Annotated in this window: 8 protein-coding genes; 3 read left to right on the top strand and 5 right to left on the bottom strand. The window is 61.9% G+C overall.

Annotation, left to right across the window (positions count from 1 at the left end):
* Positions 1-31: 31 nt before the first annotated feature.
* The 3 genes from QA646_RS15495 to QA646_RS15485 are packed head-to-tail and all read left to right on the top strand — an operon-like array spanning position 32 to position 7,772.
* Positions 32-1,552, top strand: coding sequence for an efflux RND transporter periplasmic adaptor subunit (locus tag QA646_RS15495; protein WP_283056304.1), 1,521 nt, complete (start codon positions 32-34; stop codon positions 1,550-1,552).
* On the top strand, positions 1,549-4,668 hold the full coding sequence (locus QA646_RS15490) for an efflux RND transporter permease subunit (protein WP_283056303.1): 3,120 nt from the start codon (positions 1,549-1,551) through the stop codon (positions 4,666-4,668). The genes QA646_RS15495 and QA646_RS15490 overlap by 4 nt, the downstream gene beginning before the upstream one ends.
* A complete protein-coding gene (locus QA646_RS15485) occupies positions 4,665-7,772 on the top strand; it encodes an efflux RND transporter permease subunit (protein WP_283056302.1) in 3,108 nt (1,035 codons plus the stop codon). The genes QA646_RS15490 and QA646_RS15485 overlap by 4 nt, the downstream gene beginning before the upstream one ends.
* Before the next feature lie 18 nt (positions 7,773-7,790).
* On the opposite strand, the gene QA646_RS15480 is transcribed toward QA646_RS15485, so the two are convergent.
* From QA646_RS15480 to QA646_RS15460, 5 genes are all read right to left on the bottom strand, one after another.
* On the bottom strand, positions 7,791-8,216 hold the full coding sequence (locus QA646_RS15480; protein ID WP_283056301.1) for a type II toxin-antitoxin system VapC family toxin: 426 nt from the start codon (positions 8,214-8,216) through the stop codon (positions 7,791-7,793).
* A complete protein-coding gene (locus QA646_RS15475; protein WP_283056300.1) occupies positions 8,213-8,458 on the bottom strand; it encodes a plasmid stabilization protein in 246 nt (81 codons plus the stop codon). The genes QA646_RS15480 and QA646_RS15475 overlap by 4 nt, the downstream gene beginning before the upstream one ends.
* 82 nt (positions 8,459-8,540) lie before the next feature.
* Entirely contained in the window at positions 8,541-9,563 is a 1,023-nt protein-coding gene (locus QA646_RS15470) for a zinc-binding alcohol dehydrogenase family protein (protein ID WP_283056299.1), read from the bottom strand.
* Positions 9,564-9,658: 95 nt separating this feature from the next.
* Complete coding sequence (locus QA646_RS15465; protein WP_283056298.1) at positions 9,659-12,805, bottom strand: efflux RND transporter permease subunit; 3,147 nt, start codon at positions 12,803-12,805, stop codon at positions 9,659-9,661.
* Positions 12,806-12,814: 9 nt separating this feature from the next.
* Entirely contained in the window at positions 12,815-14,131 is a 1,317-nt protein-coding gene (locus QA646_RS15460; RefSeq protein WP_283056297.1) for an efflux RND transporter periplasmic adaptor subunit, read from the bottom strand.
* Positions 14,132-14,196: the final 65 nt, after the last annotated feature.

The following is a 14,196-nucleotide window of genomic DNA, read 5'->3' as shown; positions in this document are numbered from 1 at the left end:
TGAAGCCGGAGCTGTGAAGGAAGGTATGTTGATGGCTCGGACATTTCGGGTCCTGATGTCGCTAGCAGTGATTGGCGCCGTGGCCTATGGCGCCTATGTGACGCGTGATCGCTGGCTTGGCAGCGCCGAACGTCTGCTCGGCTATCAGAGCGCGGCCGCGCCCGGTGAGCAGGCCCAAGGTGAACGCCGTGGCAATCAGGGGCAAGGTTTTGGTCAAGGCGGCGGCGGACGGCGGCGCGGCAGCCTTTCGCAATTCACCGGCCCGGTTCCGGTGCTGGCGGCGGATGCGAAATCGACCGACGTGCCGGTCTACATTGACGGCGTCGGCTCGGTGAAGGCGCTGAACACGGTGACAGTGCGCGCCCAGGTCAGTGGCAAGATCGTCGAAATCGGTTTCGAGGAAGGCCAGGACATCAAGAAGGGCGACCTCATCGCCCGCATCGACGACGCCGTTTACAAGGCTCAGCTCGATCAGGCCGTTGGCAAGAAGGCGCAGGACGAGGCGTTGCTGGCCGGAGCGAAACGCGATCTCGAGCGCTTTCAGCGCATGGTGGCGACCGCTTCCGGCACCCAGCAGCAGGTCGATACCGCGACATCCCAGGTGGCGCAATATACCGCGGCGATCCAGTCCGATCAGGCAGCTATTGAAAGCGCGCAGGCGACGCTCGACTATACGACGATCAAGGCACCGATCGACGGGCGCACCGGCATCCGCAATGTCGATGTCGGCAATCTCGTCAGCGCGTCGGACGCGACGGGCATCGTGACGCTGTCGCAGATCAAGCCGATTTCTGTCCTGTTCTCCATCCCGCAGCAGCAGCTTGCTCGCGTTAACGCAGCGAGCGCGACGGGGACACTTTTCGTCCAGGCGATCGCAAGCAACGGTCAGACGGTGATCGACAACGGCACGCTGGCGGTGGTCGACAATCAGGTCGATCCGACCACAGGCACTGTGAGGCTGAAGGCCAATTTCCCGAACGACAAGCTGGCGCTGTGGCCCGGCGCTTTCGTCAACGCGCGCCTGCTGGTCGAGACGCTGAAGGGCGTGACGGTCATTCCGACGGCCGCCGTGCAGCGTGGGCCGAACGGTACCTTCGTCTATATCGTCCGGCAGGATCAAACCGTTGCCATGAAGCCGGTCACGGTGCGTCAGCAGGATGATGTGCAAGCTGTCATCGCGGATGGCATAGTGCCCGGCGACAAGGTGGTGACGACGGGCTTTGCGCGGCTGCAGGACGGTTCGAAAGTGCAGGTTTCCGCAGGCGCCGGCGCAACCGCGCCGGCGGCAACGCCGCCCGTGGTTGATGGGCAGCCGGTTGCCGAAAACGGAGCTCAACCCAATCAAGCTCAACCTAATGGCAATGCGGCCAGCGATGGCCAGCGGCCGCATCGCCAGCACAATGGCCAAGGCGGTAGTGGGGGCGGCAACGGCGGTCACCGCAGGCAGAATGCGGATGGTGCCCGCGGCAATGACGCCAATTCCAACGCCAATACCGGCGGGGGCGATGCAGCTTCCACCAATCCACCCGCTACGTCGACGCAACAGCAATGAACGTCTCGTCGCTCTTCATCTCCAGGCCGGTCGCCACCTCGCTTCTCGGGGTCGCGGTGCTGCTGGGCGGCATTCTAGGCTATCTCTTCCTGCCGGTGGCGCCGCTGCCGCAGGTGGATTTTCCGACGATCCGGGTGACGACGCAATTGCCGGGCGCCGATCCCGATACGATGGCGGCATTGGTGACCGCGCCGCTGGAGAGGCCGCTCGGGCAGATCCCATCGCTGGCGTCGATGACATCGTCGAGCGCCTTCGGCATCAGCCAGATCACCCTGCAGTTCGATCTCGGCCGTGATATCGACGGTGCGGCCCAGGACGTTCAGGCGGCGATCAATGCGGCCGGTTCGACATTGCCGCGCACGCTGCCCTATCCGCCGACCTACTCGAAGGTGAACCCGGCCGATACGCCGATCGTCACGCTGGCATTGCGCTCCAACAGCTATTCGATCCGCGAACTCAGCGATTTCGCCGATACGATGATGGCGCAGCGGCTGAGCGAAGTCACAGGGGTCGGCGATGTCAACATTCAGGGCGGCGTCAAGCCGGCGATCCGCATCCAGGCCGACCTTCCGCGGCTTGCCTCCTATGGCCTGGCACTGGAGGATCTGCGCACCGCGATTACCAATGCCAGCGTTGCCGGCGCCAAAGGGGCGCTCGACGGCACTCAGCAGAGCTTCACGCTTGCCGCCAACGACCAGATCGTCGATCCCAACATCTACAAATCCGTCATCGTCGCCTATCGCAACAATGCGCCGGTACAGTTGAAGGACGTCGCCACCGTCGTCGAGGGGCTGGAGAACAACCGTGTGGGCGCCTGGTATCAGGGCCAGCCGGCTGTCATCCTCGACATCATGCGCCAGCCGGGCGCCAATGTCATTCAGACGGTCGAGGGCGTGCAGAAGCAGCTTCCGCGGCTCAAACAGGCGCTGCCGGCCGGTATCTCGCTCGACATCGTCAACGACCGCACCGAGACGATCCGGGCTTCGATCCATGACGTGCAATGGACGCTCGTCGTCAGCATCGGCTTGGTTATCCTGGTCGTCCTCCTGTTCCTGCGGACGGTGACGGCAACCTTCATCGCCGGCGTCGCCTTGCCGCTGTCGCTGATCGCGACCTTCGGCGTCATGTGGTTCGCCGGCTTCAGCCTCGACAATCTATCGCTGATGGCGCTCACCATCGGCACCGGCTTCGTCGTCGACGACGCCATCGTGATGATCGAGAATATCGCCCGCCATATCGAGGAGGGCGAGAGCCCGATGCAGGCGGCGCTGAAGGGTGCCGGCGAGATCGGCTTCACCATCATCTCGCTCACCTTCTCGCTGATCGCCGTCTTCATCCCACTGCTGTTCATGACCGGCATCGTCGGGCGCATGTTCCGCGAGTTCGCGCTGACGCTGACCATCGCCGTGGTGGTGTCGGCGGTGATCTCGCTGACTTTGACGCCGATGATGTGTGCCCGCATTCTGCGCAAGCCGAAGGAGCATCGCCGCGGTTTGTTGGCGGGTACCGACCGCGGCATGGGGCGGCTGGTCGAGGGTTATCGCCGCAGCCTCGTCTGGGTGGTGGACCGAAGTGCGTTGATGCTACTAATCACGGTGGTGACGCTTGCCGCCACGATCGCGCTGTACATCGTCATTCCCAAGGGCTTCCTGCCGCCGCAGGATACCGGCCTCATCACCGCCGTCGTCGAGACGGAGCCCACCACCTCTTTCGAAGCGATGAAGCAGACGCAGGAAGCTGTGGCTGAGCGGCTGCGCAAAGACCCTGACGTCACCGGTATCGTCTCGGTCGTCGGCACCAGCGCCAGCAACCTGACGTCCAACACCGGCAATCTCAGCCTCATATTGAAGCCCAGGGGCCAACGCACGGCATCGGCGGCGGACATCATCGACCGCATGCGTGGCGAAGTCGCCGATCTGCCCGGCATCCACGTCACCTTCCAGAGCGTGCGCGGCATCTCGATCAGCACGCGCGTCAGCCGCGCGCCCTATCAATACACGCTGACCGGCACGGATACCGCGACCGTGGTGGATTGGGCGGAGAAACTGGCGCAGCGGCTGCAGCAGAGCCCGAAGCTGATCGATGTCGGCTCCGAGGTCGAGATGGGTGGCGGCCGCATCTTCGTCAATGTCGACCGCGAAACCGCCTCGCGACTGGGTGTCTCAATGCAGGCCGTCAGCGACACGCTGAACGATGCTTTCGGCCAGCGCCAAATCGCCACCATTTATGGTCAGGCCAATCAGTATCGCGTCATCCTCGAGGCTGCACCGCAATATCAGTCGGACCCTAAATCGCTCGACAAGCTCTATGTGGCAGGCGCCGGCGACACGCAGGTGCCGCTCAACGCCTTTACGACGGCGTCGTTCATGACGGCGCCCTTGGTCATCAGTCATGACGAGCAGTTTCCGGCCGTGACTCTCAGTTTCGATCTCGCCAAGGGCGCGTCCCTCAGTGAGGCCGTCACCGAGATCCAGGCGGCGGAGCGCGATATCGGCATGCCAAGTTCGATTCAGCGCAATTATTCCGGCGATGCCGAGGAATTCGCCTCGTCGCTTGCCGGCGAGCCGTGGCTGATTCTGGCGGCTGTCGTGACGATTTATATCGTCCTCGGCCTGCTTTACGAGAGCGCCGTGCATCCGGTGACGATCCTGTCGACCCTGCCGTCGGCAGGTGTCGGCGCGCTGCTGGCACTGATGCTGTTCGGACAGGACCTGTCGATCATCGCGCTCATCGGCATCGTGCTGCTGATGGGCATCGTCAAGAAGAACGCGATCATGATGATCGACTTCGCGCTGGAGGCCGAGCGCAAGGAGGGGCTGGCGCCGCGCGAGGCGATCCTGAAAGCCTCGATCCTGCGTTTCCGTCCGATCATGATGACGACGCTCGCCGCCCTCTTCGGTGCGCTGCCACTGGCGTTGGCGCAGGGCACTGGAGCGGAGCTGCGCATCCCGCTCGGCATCACCATCATCGGCGGCCTGGTACTGTCCCAGCTTCTGACGCTCTATACGACGCCGGTGATCTATCTCGCTTTCGAAAGCCTGCGAGCCCGGATCGTCGGACGGCCGACCGGCACGCCGGCTCCGGAACTGGACGAAGTCGTGGGTAGCGGGACATGAGCCTCTCAGAGCCGTTCATCAAACGTCCTGTCGGGACGACGCTTCTGGCGATCGGGTTGATGATCCTCGGCATCGTGTCCTACCGCTTCCTGCCGGTGGCGAGCCTGCCGACCGTCGATCTGCCAACGATCGTCGTTTCCGCCAGCCGCCCCGGCGCCGATCCAGCCAGCATGGCGGCAAGCGTCGCAGCCCCTCTTGAGCGGCATCTCGGCACCATCGCCGGCATCACGCAGTTGACCTCGGTCAGCTCGCTCGGATCGAGCAGCATCATCGCGCAGTTCGATCTGTCGCGCAGTGTCGACGGCGCGGCGCAGGACGTGCAGGCAGCGCTGAACGCGGCCGCAACCGATCTGCCCGGCGATCTGCCGACCTTGCCCTCCTTCCGCAAGATCAACCCGGCGGCGGCGCCGGTGCTGATCCTGGCGCTGACATCGGACAATGTATCGCCGAGCGCCATCTACGACGCGGCCGATACCGTCGTCGTGCAGCGCATCTCGCAGGTGGACGGCGTCGGCGGCGTCACCGTCAGCGGCGCCGACCAGCCGGCCGTGCGCGTCAGGCTCGATCCCGACAGGCTCTCCGCCATGGGCCTGTCGCTGGACAGCATCCGCACAGCGATCGTCAATGCCAATGTGCTCGGTCCTATCGGCTCGATCGACGGCAACAGCGCCGCCTTCTCCATTTCCATGAATGGTCAACTGCGGACCCCTGAGGATTATGGCCGGATCATCGTGCACGGCGGCGATGGCACGGCCGTACGCCTTTCCGATATCGCCACCGTCGAGCCTGGTGTCCGCAACAGCCGCTCGGATGCCTGGTATGACGGCAAGCCGTCGGTGCTACTCAACATCACCAGAGCAGCGGACGCCAATGTCATCGCCACTGTCGATGGCGTGAAGGCGTTGATCCCGGAACTGCAGCGCCTGATCCCGTCCGGCGTCCACATCGCGGTTCTCTCGGATCGCACCACGACGATCCATGCCAGCGTCACCGATATGCAATGGACGCTGCTTGCCACGATTTGCCTGGTCATGGCCGTGGTCTTCGTCTTTCTGCGACGTGCCACAACCACCTTCGCGGCCGGGGTCACCGTGCCGTTGTCGCTCTGTGGTACCTTTGCTGCCATGTGGCTCTTCGGGCTGTCGATCGACAATCTATCGCTGATGGCGCTCGCCGTTTCCGTCGGCTTCGTCGTCGACGATGCCATCGTAATGATCGAGAACATCTATGCCAATCTCGAAACCGGCATGAAGCCGATGCGGGCTGCAATCGAAGGCGCAAAACAGATCGGCTTTACGGTCGTTTCGATCAGCCTCTCGTTGCTTGCCGCCTTCATTCCCCTGTTCTTCATGGGCGGCATCGTCGGCCGCTTCTTCCAGACTTTCTCGCTGACGCTCGGCTTCACCATCGTCGTCTCGACCCTGGTGTCCTTGACGCTGACGCCGATGATTTGCGGCCATCGGCTGCGGGCGCGCGACGTGGAGGCTCGGCCGGGCTTATTCGGCCGGATCGTCGAAGGGACGCTCGGCGCAATCATCGATTTCTACGGCCGGACGCTGAAGGCGGTGCTGCACCATCGCGTGCTCTCCGTCCTCGTGATTCTCGCTTGCGTCATCATGTCCGGCTATCTCTACATCAAGGTGCCGAAGGGCTTCATTCCGCAGGATGATACGGGCTTCATCCAGGGCGGCACGCAGGCGGCGACGGATATTTCCTATCCCGCCATGGTCAAGCTGCAGCAGCAGGCGGCCGATATGGTTGCCAAGGATCCCGCCGTCTCCGGTGTCGGCTCGTCCGTCGGCGGCGGTAATTTTTCCAGCTCGATCAATCGCGGGCAATTGTTCATTTCTCTGAAGCCGGAATCGGAACGTGTTTCCACCGCGGAGGTGATAGACCGGCTGCGCAAGCAACTGATGGCCATTCCCGGTCTCAGCACCTTCCTGTTTTCGCCGGGCGATATCCGCGCCGGCGGGCGCCAATCGCAGTCGCAATATCAGTTTACGCTTTGGGGCGCGAACTACGACGAGCTGGTGGATTGGGCGCCTAAAGTGCTCGCGCGCATGCAGACGCTGCCGGGCCTGACCGACGTCGCCACCGACCGGCAGCCGAACGGCTTGCAGGCGACGGTCAATATCAACCGCAGTGAAGCCTCTCGGCTCGGCGTCAGCATCCAGTCGATCGACGCGGCGCTCAACAATGCTTTTGCGCAGCGGCAGGTTTCGACGATCTATACCCAGCGCAATCAATATCGTGTCGTGCTGGAGGCCGATCCCAGCTATGCCCGCGATCCCAACGATATCTCCAAGCTCTATGTGCCGGCGTCGGGCGGCATCCAGATTCCGCTCAGTGCCGTGGCGTCTATCGATCGGACCCTGGCGCCGCTGGTGGTCAATCACCAAGGGCAATATCCCTCTGTGACCATCTCCTACAATCTGGCGCTCAATACGAAGCTGGAAGCAGCAAACGATGCCATTCAGCAGGCGGTGTTGCAAATGCACCTGCCGGATACGCTGCATGCGGATTTTGCCGGGGATGCGGCCAGCATCACGCAATCGACGAGCAGCCAGCCTCTGTTGCTCCTGGCAGCGCTCCTGACGGTCTATATCGTGCTCGGAATCCTCTACGAGAGCCTGGCGCATCCGCTGACGATCATCTCGACATTGCCGTCAGCCGGTCTCGGCGCGCTGCTTGCGCTGGTCATCAGCGGCACGGAACTGACGATCATTGCCTTCATCGGCATCATTCTCCTGATCGGCATCGTCAAGAAGAACGGCATCATGATGGTGGATTTCGCGCTGCAGGGCGAACGCATGCTCGGTCTGCCATCGGAAGAGGCGATCTATGAAGCCTGCATGAAACGCTTCCGCCCGATCCTGATGACCACGCTCGCCGCCCTGATGGGCGCCATTCCGCTGATCATCGCCACCGGCCCCGGCGCGGAACTCCGCCGCCCCCTCGGCATCACCATCGTCGGCGGCCTGATCGTCTCGCAGGTGCTGACGCTCTACACGACGCCGATCATCTATCTGATGCTGGCCAAGCTGCACAGCAGATGGTCGACGAAGAAGCAAGTACAGACGCCGATATCCTCGACATCGGCCTGAGTGGGGGCGGCAAGCGAATCAGTCGCGGTGGTCCCACGGATTGACGATCGCAATTCCGGTGTCCAAAAAATCCGGCACGTTGTGGGTTGCAAGTGCTGCCCCACGGGATGCGGCGATTGCTGCGATCTGAGCATCGAACTGGCTGATTGGCTTGCCGGCCTGACGACGCGATGCTGCAATCACAGAGTAAACGTCCGCTGCTTCGCTGTCGAACGGCAGAATTCGTCCGGCAAAATCCTCTTCGAATATTGGTAGAATGGCAGCCTCCAATTGGCTGCGACGTCGGCCGGCGGGCAACAGCCTGAGGCCGTAAAGGATTTCCGCTTGTGTCGTTGCCGTCGTAAAAACCGATAGGGGAGGCTGGGAGGCAAGCCACGCTTCAACGGCTGGCGAAGGCAATGGCGCCAATAGTTCGGAAATGACATTGGTGTCGAGAATGATCATGGGTCAAGGTCGACCGGTCGAATCGGTTCACGTGGCGCGATCTCCAATACGACGCCACCGGTGGCAGCCATACGACGACGAATTGTCTCGGCCAAATTAGGCTGCCGTTTTTCCTCGGTCGACAATGCGGCTCGCAAGATATCGCGTGCCTCATCTTCCATCGATCGCCCATGTGCAGCCGCGCGAACACGCAGTCGCGTCTTCAGATGATCATCGAGATTGCGAATCGTCATGCTGGCCAAGGGACTTCTCCAGTCATCAATGATTGCATATTAATCATTGATAGCGGAGTTTTCAAATGGGAGTTTGGCCCGGATAGATAGATTAGCCGCCGCGCTCAATCACGATCTTCAGTGCATTGCGGTGACTGTCCCAATAGGGGAGCGCATTTTCAGCCTCTTCAAAAGGAAAGACCTTCGAGATCAGCGCGTCGGCTTTGTCGCCGATCTTCTCGAGGTGGCTGATGACGTTTTGAAAATCGCGCATCAGGGCATTGCGGGAACCCATGATGTCGAGTTCCTTCAGGTTGAAGAATTGCGTCTGGTAGGTGACCGGCGCCTTGGAATAGCCGACATAGACGACGCGGCCGCCGAAGCAGGCGAGATCGATGGCCTGGGTGAAGGTCGCGGGCAGGCCGACGGCCTCGAAAGCAACGTCCACGCCGTCATCGCCTGTCAGTTCGCTAACCTTGGCGGCGACATCCTCGCTGCCGGCATCGATCGCCTCGACGGCGCCGAATTGCCGGGCGAGCGCGCGTTTCTCCTCGCTGAGATCGACGGCGATGACCTCGGCGCCGCGGGCAACGGCGGCGATCAGGACGCCCATGCCGATCATGCCGCAGCCAAGCACGATGACGCGGTCACCTTTCGCGACACGCCCGCGTTCGACCGCATGAAAGCCGACCGATAACGGCTCGACCAGGGCCAGATGGCGTGGCGGCAGCGTATCGTTGAGGATCAGCTTTTCAGCCGGTAGCACGATCTCCTCGGCCAGACCGCCATCTTGCTGAACACCGAGCGTCTTGTTGTAACGGCAGGCATTGAGCCGGCCCTTGCGGCAGGAGGTACACTCGCCGCAATTGGTATAGGGCATGACGATGACGCGGCGGCCGGGCGCATAGGCGGGATCGACACCGGGGCCGACGGCAAGGATCTCGCCGCCGATTTCATGGCCGGGAATGCGGGGCAGCTTTACCAGCGGGTTGAGACCCTTGAAGGTGTTGAGATCGCTGCCGCAGAGGCCGATGTGCCGCACGCCGACACGGACCTGGCCGGCGCCGAGCGGTGCTTCCGCGACGTCGTGGAAGCACGTCACGTTTTCCGCCTCGATCATCAAAGCCCTGATCACAGCATTCTCCTCCCTTAGACCGCTTGCCGGTGACGCCCTATTGTTTTGACGCAATTCCGGACGGAAAACTGCCGCGCACTTTTTGGGATCATGTTCTAGTGCGCGGTGTCCGGCGCTGGTTCCGATGCCGTGGCGCTTGCCGACCGCATCCCGCCCTTGAAGATGCGACGTACGGACACGAAGAGCAAGGGGATGAAGAAGATGCCGAGCACGGTCGCCGAGATCATGCCGCCCATGACGCCGATGCCGATCGAGTTCTGGCTGCCGGAGCCCGCGCCGTTGGCGATCGCCAGCGGCATGACGCCGAGGATGAAGGCGAGCGAGGTCATGAGGATCGGTCGAAGGCGCTGACGGGCCGCTTCCAAGGTCGCCGGTATCAGATCCTTGCCGTTCGCCTGCTGTTCGATCGCGAATTCGACGATCAGGATGGCGTTCTTGGCCGCTAGACCGATGGTCGTGAGCAGGCCCACCTTGAAATAGACGTCGTTCGACTGGCCGAAAATGGTGGCGGCGAGAAGGGCGCCGAAGATGCCGATCGGCACCGACAGCATGACGGCGAGCGGGATCGACCAGCTTTCGTAGAGGGCGGCCAGCGCCAGGAAAACCACCAGGATGGAGATGGCATAGAGCTGGGTCGCTTGATTGCCGGAAAGCTTTTCCTGGGCCGACAGGCTGGTCCATTCGTGGCTGAAGCCAGGCGGCAGAGACGCCATGATCTTGTCGATCTCGTTCATGGCGTCGCCGGAGGAGACGCCGGGGGCGGCGGCACCCTGGATTTCCACGGCGGACGAGCCGTTATAGCGTTCGAGACGCGGCGAGCCGTAGGTCCATTCGCCCTTCGAGAAGGCGGAGAAAGGCACCATGGCGCCATCGGAATTGCGCACATACCAGCGGCCGAAATCCTCCGGCTGCATGCGGAACTGCTTATCCGCCTGGACATAGACCTTCTTGACGCGGCCGCGGTCGATGAAGTCGTTGACATAGGTGCCGCCCCAGGCGGTCGAGAGCGTCGTGTCGATGTCGGAGAGGTTGATGTTGAGGGCGCTTGCCTTTTCCTGGTCGATCACAACCGAATATTGCGGCGTATCTTCCTGACCGTTCGGACGCGTGCCGAATAGTTTGGGGTTTTTCCCCGCAGCGCCAAGCAACTGGTTGCGGGCGGCAATGAGCTGTTCATGCCCTGCGCCGTTGATGTCCTTGATGAAGAAGTCGAAGCCTGCCGAGCTGCCGAAGCCCGGGATTGCCGGCGGCGCCAGTGCGAAGACGCTGCCGTCCTTGATCTTCGAAAAGGTCGCCATGGCACGTCCGGCGATCGCCTGCGCCTTGCTTTCCTTTGTCTGACGCTCCGTGAAATCCTTCAGCTTGATAAAGGCCAGGCCGACGTTTTGCCCCTGTCCGTTAAAGCCGAATCCGGCGACGGTGAAGACGGCGTCGACATAAGGCTTTTCCTTTTCGAGATAGTACTTTCTGACCTGTGCCAGCACGTCCTTGGTGCGGTAGTCCGTTGCACCCGGCGGGAGCTGCACGCTGGTGATCAGGATGCCCTGGTCTTCATCCGGCAGGAACGAGCTGGAAAGATGGTTGAACAGATAACCAACGACGCCCGCGATCAGCACGAACAGGACGAGGAAGAAGGGCGTCCCCTTGATGATGCCGCGCACGCTGCGCTGATATCCGCGGACGCCGCGGTCGAAGTTGCGGTTGAACAAGCCGAAGAGGCCCCGCTCCTTGGCGCCGTGTTCGGGCTTCTTGAGAATGGTGGCGCAAAGCGCAGGCGTGAGGATGAGCGCGACAATGACCGACAGGATCATCGCCGACACGATCGTTACCGAGAACTGACGGTAGATGACGCCGACCGAGCCGGAGAAGAAGGCCATCGGGATGAACACGGCCGACAGAACGGTGGCGATGCCGATCAAGGCGCCGGTAATTTCCTGCATCGACTTTATCGTCGCCTCGCGCGGCGAGAGACCCTCCTCATCCATCACGCGCTCGACATTTTCGACCACGACGATCGCGTCGTCCACCAACAGGCCGATCGCCAGCACCATGCCGAACATGGTGAGCGTATTGATGGAGTAGCCGAAGGCAGAGAGTACGCCGAATGTGCCGAGCAGAACGATCGGAACGGCAAGTGTCGGAATGAGGGTGGCGCGGATGTTCTGCAGGAAGACGAACATGACGATGAAGACGAGCACGATGGCTTCGAACAGCGTCTTGACTACATCCTCGATCGACAGTTTGACGAAGGGCGTCGTGTCGTAGGGATAAACGACTTCGACATTCGGCGGCAGAGTCTGCTTCAGGTTGTTGATCGTCGATTGGACGGCTTCGGCCGTATTGATGGCGTTGGCACCGGAGGCAAGCATCACCGCAAGACCGGCCGACGGCTGATTGTTGAAGGCGCTCGAGCTGGTATAGCTGTCGGCGCCCAGTTCGACGCGAGCAACATCGTTGAGGCGCACCAGCGAACCGTTGGACTGGCTCTTCAGGATGATGTTGTTGAACTGTTCCGGCGTCTGCAGGCGGCTCTTGGCTGTCACCGTCGCATTGAGCTGCTGGCCCGGCATTTGTGGCAATGCGCCGAGCTGGCCGGTCGAAACCTGCGTGTTCTGTGCTTCGATTGCCGAGACGACATCTGATGTCATCAACTGGTATTTCGCAAGCTTGTCCGGATCGATCCAGATGCGCATGGCGTAACCGGCGCCGAAGAGCTGGGTGTCACCGACGCCGGGGACACGTTTCAGCGTGTCATTCAGGGTGCTGTTGACGTAGTCGGCAAGGTCGTTGGAATTGAGTTTGCCGTCGGTCGAGACGAAGCCGATGACCATCAGGAAGTTCGAGGTCGATTTCGACACCGTGATGCCGGTATTCTGAACGGACTGCGGCAATTGCGCGGTGACGAGCTGCAGCTTGTTCTGCACCTGCATCTGGGCCACGTCCGCATTGGCCTTATTGGTGAAGGTCAGCGAGATCGAGGCCTGGCCCGTCGACGTCGACGTGGAGGCCATGTAATCGAGATTGTCGATGCCGGTCATGCCCTGCTCGATGACCTTGGTCACCGAGTTTTCGACCGTCTGGGCATCGGCGCCTGAATAGGTTGCGGTTATGCGCACCGTCGTCGGCGCGATCTGCGGATATTGCGAGATCGACAGCGTGAAGATCGACAGCGCGCCCGCCAGCATGATGATGATGGCGATGACCCAGGCAAAGATCGGCCGGTCAATGAAGAAACGAGACATCAAACCACCTTACTTCTGGGCGCCGGAGGCCGCTTTGCCGTCGGTCTTTTCCAGTTGGACCTGTTCGGCGGGCTTGACATCGGCGGCCGCTTGCTTCACCTCGCCAGTCGCATCGTCGATGGTCACCGCGGCGACGTTGACATCCTGGCCGGTACGGACGCGCTGGCCGCCTTCGACGATGATCCGGTCGCCATCCTTCATGCCCTCATTGACCAGCCAACTGTTGCCGATGCTTCTCTGCACCTTCAGCACACGCTGCTGAACCTTGTTGTCGTCGCCGACGAACATCGCGACCGGCTCGCCCTTCGTATTGCGCGTAACTGCTCGCTGCGGCACAAGGAAGCTGTTTTCCGCAATCCCTTCCTCGATGCTGGCGCGAACATACATGCCGGGCAGCAACACGCGATCCGGATTTGGGAAGACGGCGCGCACGGTGATCGTCCCGACGGTTTCGGCAACCGAGGCCTCTGCAAATTCGAGCCTGCCGGTCTGCTTGTAGTCGGTGCCGTCCTCCAGCGTCAGGTGGACCGAGACGTTGTTGCCGCTGGTCTTCAACCGGCCTTCCGCAATGGCACGGCGGAATTCGAGCAGGTTGGTGCTCGACTGCGTGACGTCGACATTCATCGGATCGAGCTGGCGGATGGTGGTCAACGCCGTCGTCTGATCGGCGGTGACGAGCGCGCCGACGGTGACTGTCGAGGCATCGACGCGGCCGCCGATCGGCGCGCGTAATTTCGTGTAATTGAGATTGATGCGTGCGGTCTCGAGCGCGGCCTTGGCGGAGGCGACATCGGCCTGTGCCTGGACGAGGGCCGCCTGTGCACTGTCGTAATCCTGCTGGCTGACAGCGTTCTGGGCGCTCAAGCCCTTGTAACGGTCCATCTTGGCCTGCGCGCTCGGTACGGCGCCTTCTGCCTTCTGCAGAGCGGCGGCGGCGCTGTCATAGGCGGCCTGATAGGAGGCGGGGTCGATTTCGTAGAGCACGTCGCCCGCCTTGACTTCGCTGCCTTCCTTGAAATTGCGGCTGCGGATGATGCCGCCGACCTGCGGCCGCACTTCAGCGATCAGATAGGCGCTGGTGCGGCCGGGCAGCTCCGCGGTGATCGCAACCGATTGCGGATGCAGCGTCATGGCACTGACTTCGGCCTTGACGGCAGGCGCATTGTTTTGAGCAGCCTTCTGCTCGTTGCAGCCCGCCAGCAGCAACGTGGCGGCGAACCCTGCTGCGATCAGCGAGAGCCGTGCGGCCGGGAGGCGTTCGGATGTCGCCGGACGTACGAATATACCGGTAGAAGAGGCGAGCTTTCCCACGTTGCTATTTCCCATTGTCTTAATTACAGTACCAATTAGTACGGAAAATATTGGCACCGCTATAAATGTCAATCTCATTT

Source organism: Rhizobium sp. CB3090, from assembly GCF_029714285.1.
Classification (GTDB): Bacteria; Pseudomonadota; Alphaproteobacteria; order Rhizobiales; family Rhizobiaceae; genus Rhizobium.
Note: the sequence above shows the minus strand (reverse complement) of the source record. Positions and strands in the feature narration are given on the sequence as shown.